Raw genomic sequence first — 23,546 nt, 5'->3', positions numbered from 1 at the left:
ACGCGACGTTAAAAAGCGCTCCCGGCGATTTTTATGGTCAAGGAAAACTCGATGAAATTACCGCCCATACGCACGCCGCATTGGCTGATCTTTGCCGTAGTTGCCGGTTTGTTCTTTGCCTGGGGCGCGTGGCTGATGCGTCCGCAGCCGGCCGCTGCGCCTTTGCCATGGCTGGCGCAATGGCAAACCGAGGTGCTTACGCCGCTGGCCGATGATCGCTTGAGCCTGGTGCACCTGCGTGATGCCCTGGAGGGCGAGCTATGGCTGCAGCCTAATCTGGACGGTGCGCGCCTGCTCTATCGCGGCGAATTGCAGGAGGGTGATGCAGCCTGGTCGCTGGAGGCCGAGGTGGGGCTGGAAGACGCTGAGCGCGAGAGCTTGCTCACGGCGGCAGGGCTAAAGCCGACGGATAAAGCGCAGCCACTTGGCAGCCAGCTTTTGCTGTCCTTGGCCAATCGGCCCATTACGGCGCTGACCCTGTTGCCGCCAGCGCCGGTGGATGTTGCGCGGTTAGCCGCCAGCCTTGGTCAGCCGCGGCTGACGTTGGAGCTGGCAGAGGGACAGGCTTGGGTGTACCCCGAATTGGGCATGACCGCGCACTTGCAGGATGACGAGCTGTATTTTCTTTACGCTGTGCCACGCCATCTACTCAAGCAGCGCTAGTTTATAACCCGTTGGGCAGCCAATCAGGGCGATTCGGCTGCAGGCGATTGAGGTAATGGTTGCCGCCCAGCTGGCGCATTTGTTGGCGAATCCAGCTGGCCCGGCGGCTGATATGAGCGCTGGGGCGGCTGGCGCTCCATTCGCGCGGGTTGGGCAATACCGCTGCAAGCAAACTGGCCTGATGGCGTGACAGATAAGGGGCGCCCACGTTGAAGTGATGCCGCGCGGCGGTCTCGGCACCGAACACGCCGTCGCCCCATTCAACGCTATTCAGGTACACCTCAAGAATCCGCTGCTTGGGCCAGAGCAGTTCGATCAGCCCGGTGAACCACACCTCCATGCCCTTGCGCAGCCAGCTGCGGCCCGACCAGAGAAACAGATTCTTCGCCACCTGTTGGCTGAGGGTGCTGGCGCCGCGCAGGGAGCCGCCCTGCTGGTTATGCTCCAGGGCCGCCTGAATAGCGGCGACATCAAAGCCCCAGTGTTCAGCGAACTTCTGATCTTCACCGGCAATAACCGCCATCTTCAGGTCATCTGGCAGTTCACTCCAGGGGCGCCAGGTGCGCTGCAGGTCGATGGGCTGGTCGTTCAGCCAGGACTCGACCTTGCGCTCGACCATCAAAGCCGTGCCGGGTGGCGGCACCCAGCGTAATAACAACACCAGCAATACCGAACCGAGGACGAGCCAAAGCGAAAGTTTGAGTAGGCGACGGGCGATGGATCGAAACATGCGTACTTGGCCACGATGATTTTGCCGGCCATTATAGCCAGCCCTATCTTTATAGCTGGAGTGATGCATGGCGCGTCTGTGGTTATTACTGTCTGCGTGTGCCGGCTTTACCGGTGTGGCCCTCGGTGCTTTCGCCGCGCATGGGTTGAAGAGTCAGCTGACACCGGCTTATCTCGCGGTATTCCAGACGGGCACTCATTACCAGCTGATTCATGCGCTGGCGCTGTTTGGCGTCGGCTTGCTGGCGTTGCTGCGCCCGGCGCCGCTGGTCCATTACGCCGGCGCACTGTTTGCTCTCGGTATTGTGCTGTTCTCCGGCAGCCTATATGCCTTGACCTTAAGCGGCATCAGCGCGCTGGGCATGATTACGCCTGTTGGAGGGCTGGCCTTTCTAGCCGGTTGGCTGTGCGTGGGGCTGGCGGCCTGGAGGCTGGCTGGGCCTAAAGGGCTTGACCAATGAGTCAGAAAGTAGCGCCCGCACGTCCCCTTTAGCCTTGGTCAACGCCCATGATCAGGCTAGAATGCCGGCCCTTTTCCCAATTGGGAGCGAGCCGTCATGCGTATTTTGTTAAACGGTGAACCATTCGAATTGCCCGACGGCGCAACCGTCGGCGGGTTGATCGAGCGCCTGGACCTAGCCGGACGCCGCGTCGCGGTAGAGCTCAACCTGGATATCGTGCCGCGCAGCCAGCACAGCACCACCGCCCTGAGCGAAGGTGACCAGGTTGAAGTGGTGCATGCCATCGGTGGCGGTTGATAGGGCGCCAACGTCCGTAGCCCGTCCGCCCATTTCAAGAGGATTACCCATGAGCCACGTTCCCAACGACAAGCCATTCACCCTAGCGGGCCGTACTTATCAGTCGCGATTGCTGGTTGGTACCGGCAAGTACAAGGACCTCGAAGAAACCCGTATGGCCATTGAGGCGTCGGGTGCCGAGATCGTTACCGTGGCGGTGCGCCGGACCAACATCGGGCAGAACCCAGGCGAGCCGAACCTGCTGGATGTGATCAGCCCTGAACGCTACACCATCCTGCCGAACACCGCCGGTTGCTACGACGCCATTGAGGCCGTGCGTACCTGCCGTTTGGCCCGTGAGCTGCTCGACGGCCACAAACTGGTCAAGCTGGAAGTGCTGGCTGACCAGAAAACTCTGTTCCCCAATGTCATCGAAACCCTCAAGGCCGCCGAAGTGTTGGTCAAGGATGGTTTCGACGTGATGGTGTACACCAGTGACGACCCGATCATCGCCCGCGAGCTGGCGGCCATGGGCTGCATCGCCGTCATGCCGCTGGCCGGCCTGATTGGTACTGGGCTGGGCATCTGTAACCCCTACAACCTGCGCATCATTCTTGAAGAAGCCACCGTGCCGGTGTTGGTTGATGCTGGTGTGGGGACTGCATCCGATGCCACCATCGCCATGGAGTTGGGCTGCGAGGCGGTGCTGATGAACAGCGCCATTGCCCATGCGCAGCACCCGATTCTGATGGGCGAAGCGATGAAGCACGCGATCATCGCCGGGCGCATGGCCTACCTGGCCGGGCGTATGCCGAAAAAGCTCTATGCCAGCGCTTCGTCGCCGCTGGAAGGCCTGATCAAGTAGCAGCACGTTTACGATTTGCTGCGCTTCGGCCCTGCTGCGTTAACAGCAGGCTGGAGCGCCAGCCCGGTCGTAATGCTCATTCACAACTCGTAAACTCCGCTTCCTCGCCTGTTTTGACCCGCCGGAGGCTGTTACTCACGTAGCGCCTTGCATGGCTCTAGCTCGCGAAATCGTAACCGCACTTTAAGAGCACAGCATGACTGATTTGCCACAACAGCCCGAGCCGGCTGAAGACACCTCCAAGCATCGCGCGATCAAAAGTTTCGTGATGCGTGCCGGGCGCATGACTGAAGGTCAGCAGCGTGGCCTTGATCAAGGCTGGCCGAAGTTCGGCCTGCAACTGGAGGATGGCCTGCGCGACTTCGACCAAGTGTTCGGCCGCAGTGCACCGCGTACTTTTGAAATCGGCTTTGGCATGGGCCATTCCACCCTGGAGATGGCTGCTGCCTCGCCCGAGCAGGACTTTATCGGCGTAGAAGTACACCGTCCCGGTGTCGGCGCGCTGCTTAACGGCCTGATGACGCACAACCTCAACAACATGCGCGTCTACAGTTGCGATGCCATGGAAGTGCTGCGCGATTGTGTGGCGGATGCCAGCCTTGATCGCGTGCTGCTGTTCTTCCCGGACCCGTGGCATAAGGCCAAGCACAACAAGCGTCGTATCGTACAGCCGGCGTTTGCCGAACTGGTGCGACACAAACTCAAGGTCGGCGGTGTGCTGCACATGGCCACCGACTGGCAGCCCTACGCCGAGTACATGCTGGACGTGATGAATGCAGCGCCTGGTTACCGCAACCTGGCTGAGGATGGCCAGTACGTGCCACGCCCGACAGAACGCCCGACCACTAAATTCGAGCGGCGCGGCGAGCGTTTAGGGCACGGCGTGTGGGATTTGAAGTTCCAGCGTATCAGCTGATTCTCCGCGCTGAGCGATCAGCGCAGCAAGACCCTAAAACCAAGGACGATTGCACTAGATCGGAATAATCCGACGCGCGCCAGGACGGCTCCTCACCAAGACGGCACCTATATCCGGGCAGGACCGCCCGGCCATAACAACAGCAGCCCTGCCTCTGGCCAGGCTGCGAGGAGAAGCTGTGTTGAGAATATTTGCAATTTTGCTAGCGGCAACCTGCGCGTTGCAGGCACACGCCAAGGTCGACAGTGCCCAAGCCGCGCGGCTGAGCCAGGACTTAACCCCGCTGGGCGGTGAGCGTGCGGGGAATGCCGACGGCACGATCCCTGCCTGGGACGGTGGTTTGGCGCAACCGCCAGCTAACTATCAGCCGGGCATGCACCACCCTGACCCTTACAGCAGCGATGCCATGCTGTATCAGGTCAACAGCCAGAACCTGACGCAATACCAAACCCTGCTGCCGGCTGGGTTACAAGCGCTGCTGGAAAAGAACCCAGCCTACTTTCTGCAGGTATTCCCGACCCATCGCAGCGCAGCGGCGCCGCAGCGGATCTATGACGCCACGCGTTTTAACGCGCAGGCCGCGGAACTGATTTCCGGTGGTAATGGTGTGGACGGGGTGGCGGCAGGCATTCCTTTCCCATTGCCGAAAACCGGCCAGGAAGCCATCTGGAACCACATCATGCGTTACCGTGGCGACCAGATCAGCTTTGTCACCAACCAGGCGGCAGTGCTATCCAACGGTGCCTACAACCTGCTCAAGCTGGAACGCGACATTTACTTCCTTTACGGTCGTGAAGGCGTCAGCCCGCAGGACCTGGACAACACCCTGTTCTACTACAAGTACAAGGTGGTTGCGCCAGCCAAGCTCGCCGGCTCGGCACTGGTGGTGCAGGAAACCCTCGATCAGGTGCTGGCCATTCGCAAGGCCTGGCGCTTCAATCGTGGCGAGCGCCGTGTGCGCCGCTTGCCAATGTTGGCCTACGACACCTTACAGCCAGACAGTAACGGCATGGCCACCGCCGACGTGGTTGATGCCTACAACGGGGCCCCGGATCGCTACGAGTGGACGCTGGTTGGCAAACAGGAAATGCTGGTGCCGTATAACAGCTATGCCGTGCACCAGAAGGGCATTCCCTACGACAACATCCTGCTCAGCAACACCGTCAACCCTGAGCTGCTGCGTTACGAACGCCACCGCGTGTGGATCGTTGAAGCCGACCTGCGCAAGGGCTTTAGCCACCCCTACACCAAGCGGCGTTTTTATATCGATGAAGACAGCTGGCAGATTCTCGCCGTCGACCTGTATGACAAGAGCGGTGAGCTGAGTGGCGTGCAGGAAAGCCACCCGATCAGCTACTACGACGTGCCGATGTTCGGCAGCACCCTGGAAACCATCTACGACTTCAAAGGTAAGCGCTACTTCGTCGATGGTCTGGATAACAACGAGCCGATGTACAACTTCAACGCTAAGCTGAGCCCGCGTGACTTCACCCCGCAGGCACTGCGCCGCGAAGGTAATTGATCACCCGCTCAATTGAAAAAGCCGCCCAATTGGGCGGCTTTTTTATGGCCTGCCATCCCTGGCGGCCACCCTTCGGGCCGTCGCTACGCGACGTTAAAAATGGCTCCCGGCCATTTTTATGCCATTTTTGGGTTCAGTTGCGGTCAGCGAGGATGCCGATGATAAAGAACACCAGAATCAGCACCGGGGCTAGGGTGAAGTTGTTGAAGAAACCCAGGCCCTTGGCCAGGTAAGGCGTGGCGAAAACGATCAGCAGGCCATAGCCCACTGCGCAGAGCAGCACAAAAATCAGCGTACGAAAAATGAAATTCATGCTGCTGGTAGTGCGCTGCACCCAGGCATTGATGCCTGGCCCGAACAGCACCAGCAGGGTGGCCATGAGGGTTAAGGCGATGTCGTAAAGGTGGCCGCGGCTCCAACGGGACAGGGTGACGATCAGGTCGAGTAGCAGGTCCATCAGGTTTCCTTAGCCGTGAGGGCGCATGCGTCAGGGGAGAAAGTGTTGCAGCAGGTCATTGAGGAACAGCTGGCCTTCGCGGGTGGCGCTCAGCCGCGTCGGGTCACGCTGCAGCAGGCCGCGTTGCTCGGCCTCGGCGCGCGCGGCAGCCAGCTGGCTCAGTGGTAGACCGGTGCGCTGAGTGAACAGTTCGCTGGCGACGCCGTCTGTGAGGCGCAGCACATTCATCAGAAATTCGAAGGGCAGCTCATCAGCACCCAGGACGCGTTCGCCGGCGCTAAAGCGTTTGCTGCGGTCCAGGTAGTCTTTGGGCAGGCGGGTTTTCCAGCTACGGCTGATGCGCCCGTCCGGCTGGCTGAGTTTGGCGTGAGCGCCGGCGCCGATGCCGAGAAAATCGCCGAAGGTCCAGTAGTTGAGGTTGTGCCGCGCGGCCTTGCCGGCTTGGGCGTAGGCTGAAACTTCATACTGCGCGTAACCTTCGGCGGCCAGCAGGGCCTGCCCGGCCTCCTGAATGTCCCAGAGAGTATCGTCTTCGGGCATCACCGGCGGCTGGTTCCAGAACACCGTGTTCGGCTCCACCGTCAGCTGATACCAGGACAGGTGCGTCGGCCCCTGGGCGATGGCGATACGCAGATCGCTCAGGGCATCCTCGATGGATTGATCCGGCAGGCCGTGCATCAGGTCCAGGTTGAAATTGTCGAAGCCGGCGGCGCGGGCCATATCGGCGGCGTGCACCGCCTCATCGCCGTCGTGGATGCGCCCCAGAGCGATCAGCTTGGGCGCCTGGAAACTCTGAACGCCAATCGACAAGCGATTGATGCCCAGGCGGCGATAGTCCTTGAACTTGGCCTGTTCGAAGGTACCGGGGTTGGCTTCCAGGGTGATTTCGATATCGGCGGCAAACGGCACGCGCCGCTCCACGCCTTCAAGCAGGCGGCCGAGGGCTTTGGCCGAGAACAAGCTGGGGGTGCCGCCGCCAAAGAAAATCGAACTCAGTGGTCGGTTATGCACCTGCGCCAGATCGGCATCCAGATCGGCCAGCAGGGCGTCTACGTACTCTTCTTCCGGCAGGTTGGGCCCGGCGGTGTGGGAGTTGAAGTCGCAGTACGGACACTTCTTCACGCACCAGGGAATGTGCACATAGAGTGCAAGTGGCGGCAGCGCGAAGCCACCACCGGACGCCCTGGTCATGCCAAGCCCAACCGCTGCTTCAGCAAAGCCATGGCGCGGGCGCGGTGGCTGATCTGGTTTTTCTCGTCCGCTGGTAGCTCGGCACTGGAGCAATCGCGCTCGGGCACCCAGAACAGCGGGTCATAGCCGAAGCCTTCCACGCCTTGCGCGGCGTGCAGGATGCGCCCGTGCCAGAGGCCTTCGCAGATGATCGGCAGCGGATCGTCGGCATGCCGCACCAGCGCCAGGCAGCAGACGAACTGCGCACCGCGCTCGGCATCCGGCACATCCTTCAGCACGTCGAGCAGTTTGGCGTTATTCGCCGCATCACCTTGGCCGTCGGCATAGCGTGCCGAGTAGATGCCTGGCGCGCCGCCGAGAAAATCCACTGCCAGGCCGGAATCGTCAGCCAGTGCAGGTAGGCCGGACAGCCGCGCAGCATTGCGTGCTTTGAGGATGGCATTTTCGATAAACGACAGGCCGGTTTCTTCCGGCTCGACGCTGGAAAATTCGCCGACCGAGCGCACGCGTACGCTGCTGCCAAGCATGGCCTGCAGCTCTTTGAGTTTGCCGGCGTTATGGCTGGCGAGTACAAGTTCGTTGAAAGGCATCATGTATTCAGGGGCCATCATTCGTCGGGGAAGAATTCCTGGTTGAAGCTGAAGCTGTGTGCCGCGCCATCGGCCATACGCACATTGATGGTGAAACGCAGCATCTCGCGCTGGGTGAAGGGGAACTGCGCCAGGTAATAAATGGCGGCGCCCTCGTTGACCTGCTTGAAGGTCAGCGGCTGGCTGCGCCCGACCAGATCTTTGACCTCGCCGCTGACGCTCGCGCTGCTGGCTTTGCCGTCTTTGAGTACGGAGATGTTCACCACGCCTTGGGTTTTGCTGCGCACCAAGCCATTGGCGGCGGCGATATCGGGCTGCAGGAAACCTGAGTTGAAGGCGATGTAGTGCACATCCAAATCACCGAAACTTTGCTTACGTTCAGCAAGCGCCGGCAGGCTCAGGCACAGGGCAATAAACAACACAGCAATACGACGCATGGGGACTCTCCTGATTCAATTAGCTTGAACAGTTGCTCGCTCAGCGGCTGCGGGTTTCGCGCCGCTGATCCGGTAAATACCGATCTCGCCTAACAGATTAGGCCAGATACGGCTGGCCCAGCCGTGCCGGTGGTCGCGATCCACGGCAAGGCGATTTTTGATGGTGGCGCCTTGGTCGTGACACAGGTTTTCGAAGTCTTCGAAGGTGCAGAAGTGAATGTTCGGTGTGTTGAACCAGGTGTAGGGCAGGAAATCCGATACCGGCATGCGGCCTTTGGTGGTGAGGTACCAGCGGCAGCGCCAGTGGCTGAAGTTGGGGAAGGTGATGATGCAGGTTTTACCCACACGCAGCATTTCTGCCAGGACTTTGTCTGGGTAGTGCAGGGCTTGCAGCGACTGGGTCATAACCACCACATCGAAGCTGTCGCTGGCGAAGTTACCCAGGCCCTTGTCGAGGTTCTGCTCGATCACGTTGACGCCCTTGCTGACGCACTGGGCGATATTCTCCGCATCGATTTCCAGGCCATAGCCGCTGACTTGCCTGTGCTCTGTCAGCCAGGCGAGCAACTCGCCGTCACCGCAGCCAAGGTCGAGCACACGGCTGCCAGCGGGAATCCACTCTTGAATGATTTCGAGATCCGCGCGCATGGCTACACCTTAATCCGTTTCATATAACTGTCGAAGGCCTGCAGGTAACGCGGAATCGGCATCAGGAAGGCGTCGTGGCCTTGCGGTGCATCGATTTCCAGGTAGCAGACGTTCTTGCGCGCGGCCGTCAGGGCGTCGACGATTTCCCGCGAGCGCGCTGGCGAGAAACGCCAGTCGGTGGTGAACGACATCACACAGAAGTCAGCCGTGACGTGCGCCAGGGTCTTGGCCAAGTCGCCATCATGCAGGGCAGCGGGGTCGAAGTAGTCCAGCGCTTTGGTCATCAACAGGTAAGTGTTGGCATCGAAGCGAGTAGAGAACTCCTCGCCCTGATAGCGCAGGTAGCTTTCCACCTGAAACTCGACGCTGTGGAAGTCGTAGTTGAGTTTTTCACTCTTCAAGCCGCGGCCGAATTTCTCACCCATGGCGTCGTCCGATAGGTAGGTGATGTGGCCGACCATGCGCGCCAGCATCAGCCCGCGTTTGGGGATTACACCTTGCTCTTGAAAGTGCCCGCCATGAAACTGCGGATCGGTGAGGATCGCCTGACGCGCCACTTCGTTGAAGGCGATGTTCTGCGCCGACAGCTTGGGCGCCGAGGCGATCGCCAAGCAGTGACGCACACGCTCGGGGTAGCTGATGGTCCACTGGATGGCTTGCATGCCGCCCAGGCTGCCGCCAATCACCGCGGCCCACTGCTGGATGCCGAGGTTATCGGCCAGCCGCGCTTGGCTGTGCACCCAGTCTTCCACGGTCATTACTGGGAAGTCGGCGCCAAAGGGTTTGCCGGTGGCCGGGTTGATGCTGCTGGGGCCAGTGGAGCCGTTGCAGCCACCGAGGTTATTGAGGCTGACGACAAAGAATTTGTTGGTATCAATGGGCTTGCCAGGGCCGATGCAGCTGTCCCACCAACCCGGTTTGCGGTCGTCCGCGCTGTGATAACCGGCTGCGTGGTGGTGACCGGACAGCGCGTGGCAGATCAGCACGGCGTTGCTGGCCGTGGCATTCAGCTGGCCATAGGTTTCGAAGATCAGTTGGTAGTCAGCCAGGCTGCGCCCGCAGGCCAGCGCCAGAGGTTCTGCAAAATGCAGAACCTGCGGGGTTACCAGGCCAACAGAGTCTTGGGGAAAGGCAGTCGACATCGACCCTGCTCGCAATAAAGGAAGAGCCGCAGTCTAAAGAGCGCCGCCCCAGGCGGCAAGCGCATGGGGCGGCGGGTGAGGCAATCATGGGCGCGGGCTATTCGCCCATGCTGTAGGGGCGGGTGAGGCCGAATAGGTTGACCACCTTGCTTTGGCGTTGCGCTGGTGCAGGGCGGCGCAGGGCCCGCAGCATGTCACCGGCTTGCGCCAGTTGCTGCTCCAGTTCAGCAGTGTAAAGCGCCAGTTGCTGGCCGCGCTGGCGGGCTTGCTGGGTTTCCTGGGCCAGGGCCCTGAGCCGCAGCATGTGAGTTTCCAGCAGTTGTTTGTGTTCCAGGGTGTGCTGCATCAGCGGCATTAACGCATCGTTTGCCCACTGTTCGGCGTTCTGGCGCATGCGTTGGTGCAGGCCGATGACTTCCTGCACCAGGGTGGCGAAGAAGCGTTTGGTCAGGCTGCGCTGTTCGGTCAGCAGGGTTTTTAGCTGCAGGCGGAACTGGTCCGCTTTGTTTTGCTGTTGTGTGAGTTCGCGCAGGTAGCGGTTGACGTTGAATTGCGGGGCGTCGACGCCATGCAGCGGGTTCTCTTCGTTGTGCCGGCGGTAGATGGCCGCGACCATCTTGTTGGCCATCTCGGCTTCTTGCGCCAGGTTGTGCAGGTCCTGCTCCACGCTGCGGAAGAACTGCAGAATCGCCTGGTTGATACCCAGTGTGGTCCAGCTGCCGGTGAGGTCGCGCCGTACCGTATTGAGGTGCTCCTCCAAGCGTTCGCTGCGCGAGGCATGGCGCAGCAGGTCGCCTTGACGCTTGAGCAGGCGCTGGTTAGTTTTTAGGCCCAGCAGGCGTTTGTGGTGTTGGCTATGGTCTTCCTTGGTTTTGGCGGTCAGCTCAAAGAGCATTTGGCCGTTATCGTGTTGATGGTTGCTTAGCAGCCCTTGTTGTTCGTTGACCTTTTCCAGGCGCAGGTTGAGCACGTGCTGGCTGTTTTGCAGCAGCCCTAAAATCTGGTTGACCACACGGTCTTCGAGCAGACGTTCCTTCTGCGCGATGATGCGCTCACAGAGCAGGTTTTCCAGGTTGCTCAGCTGGCTGCGGGCTAGCAGTTCCGGGTCTTTGCGCACTTTGGCTAGCATCGCTTGCTTGGCCGACAGCGGCAGTACGTCCTCCTCGCGGATGCCGAGCTGGCGCGCGCTGCTGGTCTGGATCTGGCGGATGGCATTCTGCACAAAGGCTTCGCCGGCCAGGTCATCCCACAGTACGTCGATTTTATTCAGTACGGCGAACAGGCTGGTCTGGGTGTCTTCGTCGAGCTGGCGGATATGTTGCTGCCACACGGCCATGTCGCTGGCGGTTACGCCGGTGTCGGCGGACAGCAGGAAGATGATCGCCTGGGCGTTGGGCAGCATCGACAAGGTTAATTCCGGCTCGCTACCGAGGGCGTTCAAACCGGGGGTGTCGAGTATGCGCAGTCCCTGACGCAGCAGGGGATGATCGAAGTTGACCATGGCGTGCCGCCACGCTGGCACGAGCACTTCACCGGGTTTGCTGGTGCTTTCCAGCATGTCCGGGTGGAAACCGAGGGCAATCGCTTGTTCCACTGGCATGGGCTTGGTGCGAGCCACCTGGTTAAAGGCCTGAACCATGTTGTCTGGGTCGCTGAGGTCCAGGGTGATATTCACCCAGTGCCGTGGCACCCGTTTGAACTGCGCGATGCTGGCTTCGGTCGCGCGCGTCTCGATGGGCAGCAGGCGGATATAGGAGCGTTCCGAGCGTGGGTCAAAGAACAGCTCGGTCGGGCACATGGTGGTGCGCCCAGCCTGGGAGGGCAGCATGCGCTGGCCGTAGGAGGAGAAGAACAGGCTGTTGATCAGCTCGGTTTTGCCACGTGAGAACTCACCGACAAAAGCCAGGGTGATGTGGTCGGTGCGCAGCAGCTTCAGCGCGCGCTCCAGTTTGCTTTCCACGGCCTCGGAGTTCAGCCGATTGGTCACCAGCCAGCTGCGATAGCGGGTGATTTCGCGCATCAGCTCACGCTTCCAGGAAACGTAAGCATCCACCTGTTGACTGAGACGTTCCATGCTCATCCTTGGCATTCCTCCGGTTGTCGCCCTTACTGTCGGGCGACTGAACTGTGTGGCGCCCCATTCAAGCGGGGCACGCATTAATTGATGCCGCAGGGTAGACCAAGGCGGCAGATAACGCTTTAGAGCCTGTGCAATGAGGTGAGGGCCGCGTCATTGGTGGCCTGAGCTAGCCAGCATTATGCGGGGCGTCGTGCGGGCGTCAATTGCAGGCTAGCGCGCAGCCGCTTTGTGGTCGCTCAGGGTGACTGAGTGGTCAGGGCGAGTTCGGCGGGGAGGCGCTGCGGCTGTTTGATGCGCACGCGCTTTTGCCGGCTCAGTTGGCCGCTTTCCAGGCTGACCTGGCTTTTGCTGACAGCGAAGGTGCTGGCCAGAAAGGCTATTAGGTGGGCATTGGCTTTGCCATCCACCGGCGGGGCGGTCAGGCGGATTTTCACCCGCCCACCGTGCAGCCCGGCGAACTCATCCTTGCTCGCTTTGGGTTGCAGGTGGCATTCAAGGATCAGGTCAGCGCCGTCCCAGCGAAAGTGGCTCATCCGGCGCTCGCGATCAAATCGCCAAGCTCAGGCCTTTGTACATGCCCGTCATGATCGCCAGGTTACGGATTACCAGCATGTCGATCAGGTTGAGGAGCAGGAACGCCACGATGGGCGATAGGTCTAGCCCGCCCATGCTCGGCAGCATGCGCCGGATCGGCGACAACAGCGGCTCACAGATCTGGTTGACCAAGGCCACTGTCGGGTTCTGGCTGCCCTGCGCGACCCAGGAGAGGATCACGCTGATGATCAGGGCAAAGAAGAACACCTTGAGGAACAGCGCAGTGACGCCAATGATCGACCACACCAGCAACTGCAGCGGGTTATCCACGCCGTAGCCGAGCAGCAGTAAGGTCACGGCCATTAGCAATAACTGCAGCAAAATCGCCAGCACCAGCGAGGCAAGGTCAAGCCCGGCCAGGCTGGGGATGACTCTGCGCAGTGGCTTCAGCAGCGGGTGGGTGGCGCGCACGATGAATTGGCTGAGCGGGTTGTAAAAGTCCGCCCGCACCAATTGCAGGATAAAGCGCAGCAGGACGACCAGCAGGTACAGGCTGCCAATGGTTTGCAGGATATAAACAGCAGCGGTATTGAGTCCGATCATTTTCGTTCCTTATTGACCCAGTTGTTCGGCCAGCTCGGCAGAACGGTGAGCGGCAGCGTTAAGCGCTTTCTCGACCAGTGCTTCGAAACCATCGGCCTGGAAGCTTTTGATGGCCGCTTCGGTGGTGCCGGCTGGCGAGGTTACCCGGCGGCGCAGTTCGCTGGCATCAACATCGCTGGCCACGGCCATACGGGCAGCGCCGAGGGCGGTGTGCAGCGTCAGCTGGGCAGCGGTATCGCGCGGCAGGCCGAGTTTCTCGCCCGCGGCGGTCATGGCTTCGATCAGCAGGAAGAAATATGCCGGGCCGCTGCCAGAGACGGCGGTCACGGCATCAATCTGCGCTTCCTGATCCAGCCACAACGCCATGCCGACAGCGCTGAGTAGCTGCTCGGCCTGCTGGCGCTGGGCCGGCGAGACCCGAGCGTTGCCATATAGGCCGCTGACGCCCTGGCGCAGCAGCGCCGGGGTGTTGGGCATGCAGCGCACAATGGCACGCGGGCCAAGCCAGTTTTCCAGGCTGGCGCAGCTGATGCCGGCGGCAATCGACACCACCAGCTGTTGCTCGCCGATGTGCGCGGCGAGGTCCAGGCACACCTCTTTCATCACTTGCGGCTTGACCGACAGCACGATCACGTCGGCACCCTGAATGGCCTCGGCATTGGCGGCGAAGGTTTCAATGCCATGCTCGGTGCTGATCTTATTGCGCTGCTCGGCTCCGCGATCACTGGCGCGAATGGCGTCAGCGTCGATGCCTTGGGCACGCAGGCCACCGATCAGGCTGGCGGCCATATTGCCGGCACCGATAAAGGCAATGCGGGGAGTGCTCATAACGTGCTTCCTTAATGGGGCTGAAGACAAACTCAATCAAGTCTTGCTGTAATCACGCGCGCCGAACAGCGCCGTACCGATGCGTACCCAGGTTGCGCCTTCAGCAATGGCCGCTTCCAAATCATGGCTCATGCCCATGGACAAGGTGTCGAGCCCCAGGTTCAGACCTTGCTGCAGCTCGCGCAAGCGGGCGAAGGCGGCGCGTTGTTCGCTGGGGTCATCGGTGGGCTCGGGGATTGTCATCAATCCACGCAGGCGCAAGCGAGGAAGTTGTGTAACCGCCTGTGCCAGCGCCGTGAGCTCGTCAGGCCTGCAGCCCGACTTACTGGCCTCGCCGCTGACATTGACCTGCAGGCAGATGTTCAACGCCGGCAGATGTTCAGGGCGTTGCGCGGACAGGCGTTCGGCGATTTTCAGACGATCCACCGAATGCACCCAACTGAAGTGCTCGGCGATGGGCTTGGTTTTATTCGACTGGATCGGGCCAATGAAGTGCCACACCAGCGGCAGGTCGAGCAGCTCAGCCTGTTTATCCAGCGCTTCCTGCAGGTAGTTTTCGCCGAAATTCTGCGCGCCAGCGGCAAAGGCTTCACGAACCGCTGCCGCTGGTTTGGTCTTGCTCACTGCAAGCAGGCCAATCGACCCACAATCTCGCTGTGAGGCTTGCGCCGCCTCACGTATGCGCACTCCGACCTTTGCAATATTCTCTGCTATCGTGGACATTACTTGCGCCCGCCGCCTGGGTTTTGCGGCATTCTACCTGCTTGTTTGTCATTAGGGAGTCCCATGGATATCACTGAATTGCTGGCCTTCAGCGCCAAGCAAGGTGCATCGGACCTGCATCTCTCCGCTGGCCTGCCTCCGATGATCCGGGTCGACGGTGATGTTCGCCGGATCAATTTGCCTGCCCTGGACCATAAACAGGTGCACGCACTGATCTACGACATCATGAACGATAAGCAGCGTAAGGATTTCGAGGAGTTCCTCGAAACCGACTTTTCCTTCGAAGTGCCCGGTGTGGCGCGTTTCCGGGTTAACGCCTTTAACCAGAACCGTGGTTCGGGTGCGGTATTTCGGACTATTCCGTCGAAAGTGCTAAGCATGGAAGACCTCGGCATGGGTGAGATCTTCCGTAAGATTTCCGATGTGCCGCGTGGCCTGGTGCTGGTGACCGGGCCGACCGGTTCGGGTAAGTCGACCACCCTGGCGGCGATGCTCGACTATATAAACAGCAACAAGTACCACCACATCCTCACCGTCGAAGACCCAATCGAATTCGTTCACGAATCGAAGAAGTGCCTGATCAACCAGCGTGAGGTGCACCGCGACACCCTCGGTTTCTCCGAAGCCCTGCGCTCGGCACTGCGGGAAGACCCGGACATCATCCTGGTCGGTGAGATGCGTGACCTTGAAACCATCCGCCTAGCCCTGACGGCCGCGGAAACTGGTCACCTGGTGTTCGGTACCCTGCACACCACCTCGGCCGCTAAGACCATCGACCGTGTGGTTGACGTATTCCCGGCGGAAGAGAAGTCCATGGTGCGCTCCATGCTCTCCGAATCCCTGCAATCGGTTATCTCGCAGACCCTGCTGAAGAAGATCGGCGGCGGTCGCGTGGCCGCCCACGAAATCATGATCGGCACCCCGGCCATTCGTAACCTGATCCGTGAGGACAAAGTAGCGCAGATGTATTCGGCGATCCAGACCGGTGGCGCATTGGGCATGCAGACCCTCGACTCCTGCCTGAAGACCCTAGTCTCCAAGGGTATCGTCAGCCGTGAAGCAGCGCGCGAGAAGGCTAAAACCCCGGAAAACTTCTAAACCAAAACACCCGGCAGGCTCAGCCAGTCGGGTTTAATCCAATGGCAATGCACGCGTTTGCCGCTGGCCTTTGCATAACCGCGTGATGCACATGGGCGAACAACGATGGAATTCGAAAAACTGCTGCGCCTGATGGTCGAAAAGGGCGGCTCTGACCTGTTTATTACTGCTGGCGTGCCGCCGTCGATGAAGGTCAACGGCAAGATCATGCCGATCACCAAGACGCCCATGTCGCCTGAGCAAACCCGTGAAACCGTGCACGCGGTGATGAACGAGCAACAGCGCCGCGACTTCACCGAAAACCATGAGTGCAACTTTGCCATTAGCGCCCGTGGCATCGGTCGTTTTCGCGTCAGCGCTTTTTATCAGCGCAACCTGGCGGGCATGGTACTACGGCGTATTGAGACCAATATCCCGACGCTGGATGAGCTGAAGCTGCCGGAAATCCTTAAGAAGCTGGCCCTGACCAAGCGCGGCTTAGTGCTGTTTGTTGGCGCGACCGGTACCGGTAAGTCGACTTCCCTGGCGGCGATGATCGGCTACCGCAACAAGAACAGCAGCGGCCACATCATCTCCATCGAAGACCCGATCGAATACATTCACCAGCACCAGAGCTGCATCGTCACCCAGCGTGAAGTGGGTATCGATACCGAGTCGTTCGAAGTCGCGCTGAAGAACACCCTGCGCCAGGCGCCGGATGTGATTCTGATTGGCGAGGTGCGCACCCGCGAGACCATGGACCACGCCGTGGCTTTCGCCGAAACCGGTCACCTGTGTTTGGCCACCTTGCACGCCAACAACGCCAACCAGGCGCTGGACCGCATCATCAACTTCTTCCCGGCGGACCGGCAGAATCAGGTGTGGATGGACCTGTCGCTCAACCTCAAGGCTATCGTTGCCCAACAGCTGATCCCAACGCCGGATGGCAAGGGGCGCCGTGCGGTGATTGAGGTGTTGATCAATACTCCGTTGGCCGCCGACCTGATTCGTAAGGGGGAGGTGCACGAGCTCAAGGCGTTGATGAAACGCTCCACCGAGCAGGGCATGCAGACCTTCGATCAGGCGCTGTACAACCTTTATAGCCAGGGTGAGATCACCTACGAAGACGCGTTGCTGTATGCGGATTCGGCGAACGACCTGCGCCTGATGATCAAGCTCGGTTCAGAAACCGATGGCGATCACCTCAGCAGCATGGCGCAAGGCTTGTCCCTAGAAGTCAGCGAGGACGATCCGGGTCGGCGTTTCCGCTGACTGGCAATGGTGTCGCGTTGGTGTGGCGGATGCGTTTGCCACCCTGGCGCGCGACAGCCTCGGCCTGGCCATCGCGCTGCGCGCCGGCGCGGGCTTGGCTCATCAGCTTTGGAATCAGCGGGCCTTCGGGCAGATTTTTCCAGAACCGCACCGGCATGTTGGTTTCCAATACGCTGCGGTTTAACCGCGCTGGATTGAAAGTGCTGCCGTAGTAGGCCAGCCACAACGCTTCACCATCATCCTCGGGCGTTTGTGCCAGGCGTTGCCACTCTGGTGGGCAGGGCTTTTGGTAATGCAGGCGCTGGCCATCCCAGTACACGCCGTCATCCGGCGTGGCAATCAACCAGGTGCTGCGTCCCAGGCGCTCGGCAAAGTGGCCGCTGGCGCTGGCCAAAATGTCGTGTGCGGGCTCATGCCAGGCCACCAGCTGTGGCCCTTCGGCGTGTCCCGGGCGTGGATGAAAGCGCAAAAAGGCATGTAAATGATGGGCTTCGCGGCGTATCGCCTTGAGCCGCTTATGCAGTTGGCTGCCGTCGAGATCGCCCGGCAGCATGGCGGCGCGATCGCCCTGGGCAACCCGCCAGAGAATCCGATAGAGCAGGCTCCAGCGATCTTCGACGCGAAAGCGTGAGGCGCTGTGCAGTAACTCCAGTAACTGCTTGGGGATACGCGGTGCCGCTGTTAGCGCGGCGGTGTTGCTGGGCACAGGTGCCTGGTCGAACAACCCACCACTGTCGCCATCACCCAGCCAGTTGATCTGATGCGGCGGTACGCCCTGCAGCAATAACGCCCGGGCAGTGTTGCGCCAGCCAGCAAAGCTGCCGTCGAAATGCGCGCTGTGCATTACCAGAGCGCCATCTGTGCCGGCGTTTCGCTGAGCTGTTGGCGCAGCAGCAGGGATTCGCGGCTGGCCTGCAGGGGGCGATAGTCCTGGGTGACGATAAAAGGCTTGGCTTTTTCCAGGGCGCAGCGCAGGCGCGTGAGGTCTTCGAAGCGGATGCGTTTCTGCCGGCGCAGGGCGACGATGCGTTTGGCGCTGAGCACGCCGATGCCCGGCACGCGGGCGATCATCGCTGGTTCAGCACGGTTGAGATCGACCGGGAAGTGCTCGCGATTGTTCAGCGCCCAGGCCAGTTTGGGGTCGATATCCAGGGCCAGGTTGCCGGGGCCGCTGAGCAGTTCATCGACCGCGAAGCCGTAACCGCGTAGCAGAAAGTCAGCCTGATACAGGCGATGTTCGCGCAGTAAGGGCGGTGCTTCAAAGGGCACGGTGTTCGGGCTTTGCGGGATAGGGCTGAACGCCGAGTAGTAGACCCGGCGCAGGCGGTAGTCGCCGTAGAGCGAGGCGGCGGTGTGCAAGATGGTGCTGTCATCGGTGGCGTCGGCGCCGATGATCATCTGCGTGCTTTGCCCGGCTGGGGCGAAGCGCGGCGCACGTTTTTCCGCACGGGCTTCGCTCTCGCCCTGATGGATCGAGTGCATGGCCTGCTTGATGGTCAGCACCTTTTTCTCTGGGGCCAGGCGGATCAGGCTGCTCTCGGTGGGCAGTTCGATATTCACGCTGAGGCGGTCGGCGTAGCGCCCGGCTTCGGCAATTAACAGCGGGTCGGCATCGGGGATGGTTTTGAGGTGGATATAGCCGCGGAACTCATGCTCTTCGCGCAGCAGCTTGGCCACGCGAATCAACTGCTCCATGGTGTAGTCCGCCGAGCGGATGATGCCCGAGCTGAGGAAGAGCCCGCTGATGCAGTTGCGCTTGTAGAAATCGAGGGTCAGGGTGACCACCTCTTCTGGGGTAAACCGCGCGCGCGGCACGTCGCTGGAGCGGCGGTTGACGCAGTACTGGCAGTCATACAGGCAGAAGTTGGTCAGCAGGATCTTCAGCAACGCTACGCAGCGTCCATCCGGGGTAAAGCTGTGGCAGATGCCCATGCCGTTGGTTGAACCTATTCCGCTTTTACCTTTGGAGCTGCGGTTTGGCGCGCCACTGCTGGCGCAGGAGGCGTCGTACTTGGCGGCGTCGGCGAGCACGGTGAGTTTTTCGATCAGTTGCATGGTGTTGCCTGCTTAACTGGCTATGCATACAGTATTTAGCAATCTTCGGCGGGCTTCAAGCGTTGATATGGCTGACGGGTGCGCTGATTTCCCCAGGCGGCGAACCTTGCGTAGAGTGTGGCGTCAGATACAACTCAGGCCATCAGGAGACACACATGCAGCGACAAGACACGCACAGCAAACTCATCGGTTATCTGCTGTGGATTTTCGGTTTTCTCGGCGCGCATCGCTTCTATTACGGCAAGCCGGTGACCGGGACCATCTGGTTCTTTACTTTCGGACTGCTGTTTATCGGCTGGATCGTCGACTTGTTTCTGATTCCGGCAATGGATCGCGAAGCTGACCTGCGCTTTACCGCCGGCGATACCGATTACAACGTGGCCTGGATTCTGCTGACCTTTCTCGGCATCTTCGGTGTGCACCGCATGTACCAGGGTAAGTGGATCACCGGGATCCTTTACCTGTTTACCGGTGGCTTGTTCCTGGTTGGCGTGCTGTATGACTTCTGGACGCTGAACGCCCAGGTGTCGATCAAGAACGCTGAGCGCAGTTAAGGTTCAGGCAAGAAAAAGCCCGCCAACTGGCGGGCTTTTTTGTGGAGTGAGGCATCACGCCTGATAGCTGATATGCCCATCCACCAGCGTGTAGCGCACCGCGCTGGGCAGGCAGTGACCGATAAACGGGCAGTTGGCCCCTTTCGAGAACCAGCTCTCACCGGCCAGGGTCGAGGCCTGTGGATCAAACAACAGCAGGTCGGCGGGCGCGCCTACGCTCAGATTACCGGCGGGTAGACGCAGTGCCTGCGCCGGGCCGTTGCTCAGGCGGGCGAGCAAGGTGGGCAGGTCGAGCAGGCCGTCCTGCACCAGACTCATGGCCAGCGGCAGGAGCAGTTGCACGCTGCTGATGCCCGGCTCGGTGGCACCGAAGGGTGCCAGCTTGGCGTCACGCTCATGCGGTTGGTGGTGGCTGGAGATGGCCGAGATCACCCCACTTTTTACCGCCGCACGCAGGCCGTCGCGGTCGGCGGCGGTGCGCAACGGTGGTTGCACGTGATACAGGCTGGAGAAATCGCTCAGTGCTTCATCAGTGAGGATCAGCTGATACAAGGCCACATCGGCGGTGACGGGTAGGCCACGGGCCTGGGCGTCGGCAATCAGCTGCGCGCCACGCGCGCTGGTCAGCTGGCTGAAGTGCGCGCGTACGCCGGTTTGCTCGACCAGCAGCAGGTCACGGGCCAGGGCCACGGTTTCCGCGCTTTCCGGAATGCCCGGCAGGCCGAGGAAGCTGGCGGTAGCGCCCTCGTGGGCCAAGCCGCCTTCGGCCAGGTCATGGTCCTGCGAGTGGAAGATCACCGTCAGGTCGAAGGTGGCGGCGTACTCCAGGGCGCGGCGCAGGGTGCGGTTATTACGGAAGCTATCCAGGCCATTACCGAAGGCCACGCAACCGGCGTCGCGCAGGGCGACCAGTTCGGCTAACTGCTCGCCTTCCAGACCTTTGCTCAACGCGCCAATCGGGAACACCTTGGTGTGCCCGGCTTCGCGGGCGCGGTCGAGAATCAGCTCGGCGACTGCCGGGGTGTCCAGCACAGGCTTGGTAAAGGGCGGGCAGCACAGGCTGGTGACGCCGCCAGCGGCCGCCGCCAGGGTTTCTGTGGCGATGCTGCCTTTGCGGCTGTAACCCGGCTCACGCAGGGCGACGTTAAGGTCGACCAGGCCAGGGGCGGCGACCAGGCCTTGGGCATCGATGGTTTGTTCGGTAACGAACCCGGCCGGCGCCTGGCCAATCGCGACGATTTTGCCGCCTTCGATATAGATATCGGCCAGCTGATCGAAGCCGCTGTTGGGGTCGATCACCCGAGCCCCGAGGATACGGATACGCATCAGTTCTGCTCCTCGGCATCTTGATTGAGTTGGCGTTGGGCGTTCTGCCCGCTCATGGTCATGGACAGCACGGCCATGCGGATGGCGATGCCATAGGTGACCTGGTTGAGAATCACTGATTGCGGACCATCGGCGACGGCCGATTCGATCTCTACCCCGCGGTTGATCGGGCCTGGGTGCATCACCAGCGCATCGGGCTTGGCCAGTTTCAGGCGCTGCTCGGTGAGGCCGAACAGGCGGTAGAACTCGCCCTCACTGGGCAGCAAGCCGCCGGTCATGCGCTCGCGCTGCAGGCGCAGCATGATCACTACATCCACGTCCTTGAGGCCGGCGGCCATGTCGCTGTAAACGGTCACGCCGTATTGCTCGATGCCGACCGGCAGCAGGGTTTTCGGCGCGATCACGCGGATATCTGGGCAGCCCAGGGTCTTCAGCGCGAGCATGTTCGAGCGCGCCACCCGCGAATGCAGGATGTCGCCGACGATGGCCACCGAGAGGTTCTCAAAGCCGCCTTTGTGCCGGCGAATGGTCAGCATGTCGAGCATGCCTTGCGTCGGATGCGCGTGACGGCCGTCACCGCCATTGATGATCGCCAGGTTCGGGCACACATGCTCGGCAATAAAGTGCGCGGCACCGGAGTCAGCGTGGCGCACAACGAAGATGTCGGCGGCCATCGCTTCGAGGTTGCGCAGGGTGTCGAACAGGGTTTCGCCCTTGCTGGTGGAGCTGGTCGACACGTTGAGGCTTATCACATCAGCGGACAAACGCTGGGCGGCCAGCTCGAAGGTGGTGCGGGTGCGTGTGGAGTTCTCGAAGAACACGTTGCACACGGTTTTGCCGCGTAGCAGCGGGACTTTCTTTACCGCGCGCGCGCCGACTTCGAGGAACGAGTCGGCGGTGTCGAGGATTTCCGTCAACAGCTCACGGGACAAGCCGTCGAGGGACAGGAAATGGCGCAGCTGGCCTTGGTCATTCAGCTGCAGCGGGCGCTTGGTGGCTAGGGTCGTCATCTGGTGAGTCTCAGTTGGCAAGCGTCTGGAGTTCGAGGGTCAGCGGCGTGGGGCCGGACAATTTTACCCGCTGATCCGCTGTCACTGACAGGGTCGCGCCAACCACATCCGGGCGTATCGGCAGCTCACGGGCATTCAGGTCGAGCAGGCTGACCAGGGTTACGCTGGCCGGGCGGCCGTAGTCGAACAATTCATTGAGCGCGGCGCGGATGGTGCGGCCGCTCATCAGCACATCGTCGATCAGCACTAAATGCTGGCCTTCAATTTCGAACGGCAGCTCGGACGGTTGCACCTGCGGGTGCAGGCCATTCTGGGTGAAGTCGTCACGGTAGAAGGACACATCGAGAATGCCCAGTGCGTCGTCGCGGCCCAGGGCTTCGAGCAGCGCCTGGGCGACCCAGACGCCGCCAGTGCGGATGCCGATAAAGCGCGGTTCGCTGATCTGCCGTTGATTCAGGTGGCGGGTCAGGGCAGCGGCCATTTGCGGTAGCAGTTCGGCCGGGTTGGGTAAGCTCATGGCAACACTCCAGATGCAATCTCAGCGGGGCTTAGCCCAGGCAATTTTCTTCAAGCCAGCCTTGCAGCAGCAGGGCGGCGGCGAGTGCATCGACGGGGCGCTCGCGGTAGCCGCTGTTCTGCCCCTGTTGCAGGCGCTGGCCCTTGGCTTCGTAGGTGGTCAGGCGTTCGTCGTGGGTGTGTACGGGCAAGTTGAAGCGGCCGTTTAGGCGGCGGGCAAATTTCTCCGCGCGATCACTCATCTCGCTTTTCGTGCCGTCCATATTCAGCGGCAGGCCGACGACGATGGCGTCCGGCTGCCATTCCTTGATCAGCGCCTCGACTTTCTGCCAGTCCGGCACACCGTTTTGCGCTTTGAGGATGCACAGCTCGCGGGCTTGGCCGGTGATGACCTGGCCGACCGCAACGCCAATTTGTTTGCTGCCGTAGTCGAAGCCCAGCAGCAGACGTAGCGGTTTTATCTTGGTTTCGGTCATCAGGCGTGCCCGGCTTGTGACGTGAGCAGGCTGAGGTTGATGCCCAGGCGAGCGGCCGCGGCATTCAGGCGCTGGTCGAAGGGCAGCTCAAACAGGATGGTGTTGTTAGCCGGGCAGGTCAGCCAGGCGTTGTCGACCAGCTCGGCTTCCAGCTGCCCGGCTTCCCAGCCGGCATAGCCGAGGGTGATCAGGTAGTTGTCTGGGCCATGGCCATCGGCAATGGCGAACAGCACGTCCTGCGAAGTCGAGAGGCTCAGCTCACCCAGTTCTAAGGTTGCCTGAAACCGTGGGCCGCTGGGGTGCAAGACAAAGCCTCGGTCGGTTTGCACCGGTCCACCGTTAAAAATCGGCAGGCTCTGGCACAGCACCGGCGGCTCGTCATCCGGGCGCAACTGCTCGAGTACGTCGGCCAGGTTGAGGCCATTGGGCTTATTAATGATCAGGCCCATGGCGCCGAATTCATTGTGGTCGATCACGTAGGTGACGGATTGCGCAAAGCGCGGATCGGCCATGTGTGGCATGGCGATCAGGAAATGGTGCTTGAGGTAGCTAGGGTTGGCGTCTTTCATGGGCGTTAGTTTCAGGCTTCAGGCCC

At 60.9% G+C, this 23,546-nt stretch carries 28 protein-coding genes; 9 read left to right on the top strand and 19 right to left on the bottom strand.

Annotated features, from left to right (window positions below; all coding sequences use genetic code 11):
* Positions 1-51 precede the first annotated feature (51 nt).
* A complete protein-coding gene (locus AC0J6G_RS14950) occupies positions 52-663 on the top strand; it encodes a hypothetical protein (RefSeq protein ID WP_475248991.1) in 612 nt (203 codons plus the stop codon).
* 1 nt (position 664) lies between these two features.
* Here the strand turns inward: AC0J6G_RS14950 and mtgA are convergent, their stop codons facing one another.
* The gene (gene mtgA / locus AC0J6G_RS14945) at positions 665-1,393 is read right to left on the bottom strand and encodes a monofunctional biosynthetic peptidoglycan transglycosylase (protein WP_475248990.1); all 729 of its coding nucleotides are present in this window, start codon (positions 1,391-1,393) and stop codon (positions 665-667) included.
* Positions 1,394-1,460: 67 nt separating this feature from the next.
* Here mtgA and AC0J6G_RS14940 point away from each other — a divergent pair, with 67 nt between their 5' ends.
* The 5 genes from AC0J6G_RS14940 (at position 1,461) to AC0J6G_RS14920 (ending at position 5,432) form a co-directional block, all read left to right on the top strand.
* Positions 1,461-1,853 (top strand): DUF423 domain-containing protein, encoded by a 393-nt coding sequence (locus AC0J6G_RS14940; RefSeq protein ID WP_475248988.1) that lies wholly within the window; start codon positions 1,461-1,463, stop codon positions 1,851-1,853.
* Between the two features lie 96 nt (positions 1,854-1,949).
* A complete protein-coding gene (gene thiS, locus AC0J6G_RS14935) occupies positions 1,950-2,150 on the top strand; it encodes a sulfur carrier protein ThiS (protein ID WP_475248986.1) in 201 nt (66 codons plus the stop codon).
* Positions 2,151-2,199: 49 nt separating this feature from the next.
* The gene (locus AC0J6G_RS14930; RefSeq protein WP_475248984.1) at positions 2,200-2,994 is read left to right on the top strand and encodes a thiazole synthase; all 795 of its coding nucleotides are present in this window, start codon (positions 2,200-2,202) and stop codon (positions 2,992-2,994) included.
* Between the two features lie 196 nt (positions 2,995-3,190).
* Complete coding sequence (gene trmB, locus AC0J6G_RS14925; protein WP_475248982.1) at positions 3,191-3,910, top strand: tRNA (guanosine(46)-N7)-methyltransferase TrmB; 720 nt, start codon at positions 3,191-3,193, stop codon at positions 3,908-3,910.
* A gap of 178 nt (positions 3,911-4,088) precedes the next feature.
* Positions 4,089-5,432 carry a DUF1329 domain-containing protein gene (locus AC0J6G_RS14920; protein ID WP_475248980.1) on the top strand — a complete coding sequence of 448 codons (1,344 nt, stop codon included), beginning with the start codon at positions 4,089-4,091 and terminating at the stop codon, positions 5,430-5,432.
* A gap of 133 nt (positions 5,433-5,565) precedes the next feature.
* On the opposite strand, the gene AC0J6G_RS14915 is transcribed toward AC0J6G_RS14920, so the two are convergent.
* From AC0J6G_RS14915 to AC0J6G_RS14865, 11 genes are all read right to left on the bottom strand, one after another.
* Positions 5,566-5,889 (bottom strand): DUF3392 domain-containing protein, encoded by a 324-nt coding sequence (locus AC0J6G_RS14915; RefSeq protein WP_475248978.1) that lies wholly within the window; start codon positions 5,887-5,889, stop codon positions 5,566-5,568.
* Positions 5,890-5,919: 30 nt separating this feature from the next.
* Entirely contained in the window at positions 5,920-7,080 is a 1,161-nt protein-coding gene (gene hemW, locus AC0J6G_RS14910; RefSeq protein ID WP_475248976.1) for a radical SAM family heme chaperone HemW, read from the bottom strand.
* Positions 7,077-7,673, bottom strand: a complete 597-nt coding sequence (rdgB, locus tag AC0J6G_RS14905) for an RdgB/HAM1 family non-canonical purine NTP pyrophosphatase (protein WP_475248974.1) — start codon at positions 7,671-7,673, stop codon at positions 7,077-7,079. The genes hemW and rdgB overlap by 4 nt, the downstream gene beginning before the upstream one ends.
* A gap of 14 nt (positions 7,674-7,687) precedes the next feature.
* On the bottom strand, positions 7,688-8,107 hold the full coding sequence (locus tag AC0J6G_RS14900) for a DUF4426 domain-containing protein (protein WP_475248972.1): 420 nt from the start codon (positions 8,105-8,107) through the stop codon (positions 7,688-7,690).
* A 15-nt stretch (positions 8,108-8,122) separates the two neighbouring features.
* A complete protein-coding gene (gene metW / locus AC0J6G_RS14895; RefSeq protein WP_475248970.1) occupies positions 8,123-8,755 on the bottom strand; it encodes a methionine biosynthesis protein MetW in 633 nt (210 codons plus the stop codon).
* A gap of 2 nt (positions 8,756-8,757) precedes the next feature.
* Positions 8,758-9,897, bottom strand: coding sequence for a homoserine O-succinyltransferase MetX (metX, locus tag AC0J6G_RS14890; RefSeq protein WP_475248968.1), 1,140 nt, complete (start codon positions 9,895-9,897; stop codon positions 8,758-8,760).
* A 97-nt stretch (positions 9,898-9,994) separates the two neighbouring features.
* A complete protein-coding gene (locus tag AC0J6G_RS14885) occupies positions 9,995-11,977 on the bottom strand; it encodes a dynamin family protein (protein WP_475248966.1) in 1,983 nt (660 codons plus the stop codon).
* Positions 11,978-12,213: 236 nt separating this feature from the next.
* Positions 12,214-12,510 carry a DUF167 domain-containing protein gene (locus tag AC0J6G_RS14880; RefSeq protein WP_475248964.1) on the bottom strand — a complete coding sequence of 99 codons (297 nt, stop codon included), beginning with the start codon at positions 12,508-12,510 and terminating at the stop codon, positions 12,214-12,216.
* A 13-nt stretch (positions 12,511-12,523) separates the two neighbouring features.
* Positions 12,524-13,114 (bottom strand): YggT family protein, encoded by a 591-nt coding sequence (locus tag AC0J6G_RS14875; protein WP_475248963.1) that lies wholly within the window; start codon positions 13,112-13,114, stop codon positions 12,524-12,526.
* Between the two features lie 9 nt (positions 13,115-13,123).
* Positions 13,124-13,942, bottom strand: a complete 819-nt coding sequence (proC, locus tag AC0J6G_RS14870) for a pyrroline-5-carboxylate reductase (protein WP_475248961.1) — start codon at positions 13,940-13,942, stop codon at positions 13,124-13,126.
* A 36-nt stretch (positions 13,943-13,978) separates the two neighbouring features.
* Positions 13,979-14,665 carry a YggS family pyridoxal phosphate-dependent enzyme gene (locus AC0J6G_RS14865; protein ID WP_475248959.1) on the bottom strand — a complete coding sequence of 229 codons (687 nt, stop codon included), beginning with the start codon at positions 14,663-14,665 and terminating at the stop codon, positions 13,979-13,981.
* Between the two features lie 63 nt (positions 14,666-14,728).
* Here AC0J6G_RS14865 and AC0J6G_RS14860 point away from each other — a divergent pair, with 63 nt between their 5' ends.
* Together AC0J6G_RS14860 and AC0J6G_RS14855 are read left to right on the top strand one after the other, a co-directional pair.
* Entirely contained in the window at positions 14,729-15,763 is a 1,035-nt protein-coding gene (locus AC0J6G_RS14860) for a type IV pilus twitching motility protein PilT (RefSeq protein ID WP_430696327.1), read from the top strand.
* 105 nt (positions 15,764-15,868) lie between these two features.
* Positions 15,869-17,014 (top strand): PilT/PilU family type 4a pilus ATPase, encoded by a 1,146-nt coding sequence (locus AC0J6G_RS14855; RefSeq protein WP_475248956.1) that lies wholly within the window; start codon positions 15,869-15,871, stop codon positions 17,012-17,014.
* Here the strand turns inward: AC0J6G_RS14855 and AC0J6G_RS14850 are convergent.
* Both AC0J6G_RS14850 and AC0J6G_RS14845 read right to left on the bottom strand, forming a co-directional pair.
* A complete protein-coding gene (locus AC0J6G_RS14850; protein WP_475248954.1) occupies positions 16,980-17,858 on the bottom strand; it encodes a TIGR03915 family putative DNA repair protein in 879 nt (292 codons plus the stop codon). The genes AC0J6G_RS14855 and AC0J6G_RS14850 overlap by 35 nt on opposite strands.
* Positions 17,858-19,069 carry a putative DNA modification/repair radical SAM protein gene (locus tag AC0J6G_RS14845; protein WP_475248952.1) on the bottom strand — a complete coding sequence of 404 codons (1,212 nt, stop codon included), beginning with the start codon at positions 19,067-19,069 and terminating at the stop codon, positions 17,858-17,860. Before AC0J6G_RS14845 ends, AC0J6G_RS14850 begins: the two co-directional genes overlap by 1 nt.
* A gap of 155 nt (positions 19,070-19,224) precedes the next feature.
* On the opposite strand from AC0J6G_RS14845, the gene AC0J6G_RS14840 reads away from it, so the two are divergent.
* Positions 19,225-19,623 carry an NINE protein gene (locus AC0J6G_RS14840; protein WP_475248950.1) on the top strand — a complete coding sequence of 133 codons (399 nt, stop codon included), beginning with the start codon at positions 19,225-19,227 and terminating at the stop codon, positions 19,621-19,623.
* Positions 19,624-19,677: 54 nt separating this feature from the next.
* Here the strand turns inward: AC0J6G_RS14840 and AC0J6G_RS14835 are convergent, their stop codons facing one another.
* From AC0J6G_RS14835 to AC0J6G_RS14815, 5 genes are read right to left on the bottom strand one after another with little or no spacing between them, the layout of a single operon-like run.
* Positions 19,678-20,949 carry a dihydroorotase gene (locus AC0J6G_RS14835; protein ID WP_475248948.1) on the bottom strand — a complete coding sequence of 424 codons (1,272 nt, stop codon included), beginning with the start codon at positions 20,947-20,949 and terminating at the stop codon, positions 19,678-19,680.
* The gene (locus AC0J6G_RS14830) at positions 20,949-21,959 is read right to left on the bottom strand and encodes an aspartate carbamoyltransferase catalytic subunit (protein WP_475248946.1); all 1,011 of its coding nucleotides are present in this window, start codon (positions 21,957-21,959) and stop codon (positions 20,949-20,951) included. The genes AC0J6G_RS14835 and AC0J6G_RS14830 overlap by 1 nt, the downstream gene beginning before the upstream one ends.
* 10 nt (positions 21,960-21,969) lie before the next feature.
* The gene (pyrR, locus tag AC0J6G_RS14825; protein ID WP_475248944.1) at positions 21,970-22,476 is read right to left on the bottom strand and encodes a bifunctional pyr operon transcriptional regulator/uracil phosphoribosyltransferase PyrR; all 507 of its coding nucleotides are present in this window, start codon (positions 22,474-22,476) and stop codon (positions 21,970-21,972) included.
* A 31-nt stretch (positions 22,477-22,507) separates the two neighbouring features.
* Positions 22,508-22,951 (bottom strand): Holliday junction resolvase RuvX, encoded by a 444-nt coding sequence (ruvX, locus tag AC0J6G_RS14820; RefSeq protein WP_475248942.1) that lies wholly within the window; start codon positions 22,949-22,951, stop codon positions 22,508-22,510.
* Complete coding sequence (locus tag AC0J6G_RS14815) at positions 22,951-23,520, bottom strand: YqgE/AlgH family protein (RefSeq protein WP_475248940.1); 570 nt, start codon at positions 23,518-23,520, stop codon at positions 22,951-22,953. Before AC0J6G_RS14815 ends, ruvX begins: the two co-directional genes overlap by 1 nt.
* Between the last annotated feature and the right edge of the window lie 26 nt (positions 23,521-23,546).

The sequence above is a fragment of the Pseudomonas sp. TS_SC_3 genome (assembly GCF_056156225.1).
This window is presented reverse-complemented; position numbering and strand designations above follow the sequence as displayed.

What these genes read in the sequence shown, in the direction of transcription:
- AC0J6G_RS14855 (WP_475248956.1), top strand. Translation starts at nt 15,869, where the DNA reads ATGGAATTCGAAAAACTGCTGCGCCTGATGGTCGAAAAGGGCGGCTCT.
- AC0J6G_RS14950 (WP_475248991.1), top strand. Translation starts at nt 52, where the DNA reads ATGAAATTACCGCCCATACGCACGCCGCATTGGCTGATCTTTGCCGTA.
- pyrR (WP_475248944.1), bottom strand. Translation starts at nt 22,476, where the DNA reads ATGAGCTTACCCAACCCGGCCGAACTGCTACCGCAAATGGCCGCTGCC.
- AC0J6G_RS14860 (WP_430696327.1), top strand. Translation starts at nt 14,729, where the DNA reads ATGGATATCACTGAATTGCTGGCCTTCAGCGCCAAGCAAGGTGCATCG.
- AC0J6G_RS14815 (WP_475248940.1), bottom strand. Translation starts at nt 23,520, where the DNA reads ATGAAAGACGCCAACCCTAGCTACCTCAAGCACCATTTCCTGATCGCC.
- AC0J6G_RS14880 (WP_475248964.1), bottom strand. Translation starts at nt 12,510, where the DNA reads ATGAGCCACTTTCGCTGGGACGGCGCTGACCTGATCCTTGAATGCCAC.
- AC0J6G_RS14830 (WP_475248946.1), bottom strand. Translation starts at nt 21,959, where the DNA reads ATGACGACCCTAGCCACCAAGCGCCCGCTGCAGCTGAATGACCAAGGC.
- trmB (WP_475248982.1), top strand. Translation starts at nt 3,191, where the DNA reads ATGACTGATTTGCCACAACAGCCCGAGCCGGCTGAAGACACCTCCAAG.
- AC0J6G_RS14885 (WP_475248966.1), bottom strand. Translation starts at nt 11,977, where the DNA reads ATGAGCATGGAACGTCTCAGTCAACAGGTGGATGCTTACGTTTCCTGG.
- rdgB (WP_475248974.1), bottom strand. Translation starts at nt 7,673, where the DNA reads ATGATGCCTTTCAACGAACTTGTACTCGCCAGCCATAACGCCGGCAAA.
- AC0J6G_RS14850 (WP_475248954.1), bottom strand. Translation starts at nt 17,858, where the DNA reads ATGCACAGCGCGCATTTCGACGGCAGCTTTGCTGGCTGGCGCAACACT.
- AC0J6G_RS14930 (WP_475248984.1), top strand. Translation starts at nt 2,200, where the DNA reads ATGAGCCACGTTCCCAACGACAAGCCATTCACCCTAGCGGGCCGTACT.
- hemW (WP_475248976.1), bottom strand. Translation starts at nt 7,080, where the DNA reads ATGACCAGGGCGTCCGGTGGTGGCTTCGCGCTGCCGCCACTTGCACTC.
- mtgA (WP_475248990.1), bottom strand. Translation starts at nt 1,393, where the DNA reads ATGTTTCGATCCATCGCCCGTCGCCTACTCAAACTTTCGCTTTGGCTC.
- metW (WP_475248970.1), bottom strand. Translation starts at nt 8,755, where the DNA reads ATGCGCGCGGATCTCGAAATCATTCAAGAGTGGATTCCCGCTGGCAGC.
- proC (WP_475248961.1), bottom strand. Translation starts at nt 13,942, where the DNA reads ATGAGCACTCCCCGCATTGCCTTTATCGGTGCCGGCAATATGGCCGCC.
- AC0J6G_RS14875 (WP_475248963.1), bottom strand. Translation starts at nt 13,114, where the DNA reads ATGATCGGACTCAATACCGCTGCTGTTTATATCCTGCAAACCATTGGC.
- AC0J6G_RS14840 (WP_475248950.1), top strand. Translation starts at nt 19,225, where the DNA reads ATGCAGCGACAAGACACGCACAGCAAACTCATCGGTTATCTGCTGTGG.
- AC0J6G_RS14865 (WP_475248959.1), bottom strand. Translation starts at nt 14,665, where the DNA reads ATGTCCACGATAGCAGAGAATATTGCAAAGGTCGGAGTGCGCATACGT.
- AC0J6G_RS14845 (WP_475248952.1), bottom strand. Translation starts at nt 19,069, where the DNA reads ATGCAACTGATCGAAAAACTCACCGTGCTCGCCGACGCCGCCAAGTAC.
- metX (WP_475248968.1), bottom strand. Translation starts at nt 9,897, where the DNA reads ATGTCGACTGCCTTTCCCCAAGACTCTGTTGGCCTGGTAACCCCGCAG.
- ruvX (WP_475248942.1), bottom strand. Translation starts at nt 22,951, where the DNA reads ATGACCGAAACCAAGATAAAACCGCTACGTCTGCTGCTGGGCTTCGAC.
- AC0J6G_RS14835 (WP_475248948.1), bottom strand. Translation starts at nt 20,949, where the DNA reads ATGCGTATCCGTATCCTCGGGGCTCGGGTGATCGACCCCAACAGCGGC.
- AC0J6G_RS14915 (WP_475248978.1), bottom strand. Translation starts at nt 5,889, where the DNA reads ATGGACCTGCTACTCGACCTGATCGTCACCCTGTCCCGTTGGAGCCGC.
- thiS (WP_475248986.1), top strand. Translation starts at nt 1,950, where the DNA reads ATGCGTATTTTGTTAAACGGTGAACCATTCGAATTGCCCGACGGCGCA.
- AC0J6G_RS14940 (WP_475248988.1), top strand. Translation starts at nt 1,461, where the DNA reads ATGGCGCGTCTGTGGTTATTACTGTCTGCGTGTGCCGGCTTTACCGGT.
- AC0J6G_RS14900 (WP_475248972.1), bottom strand. Translation starts at nt 8,107, where the DNA reads ATGCGTCGTATTGCTGTGTTGTTTATTGCCCTGTGCCTGAGCCTGCCG.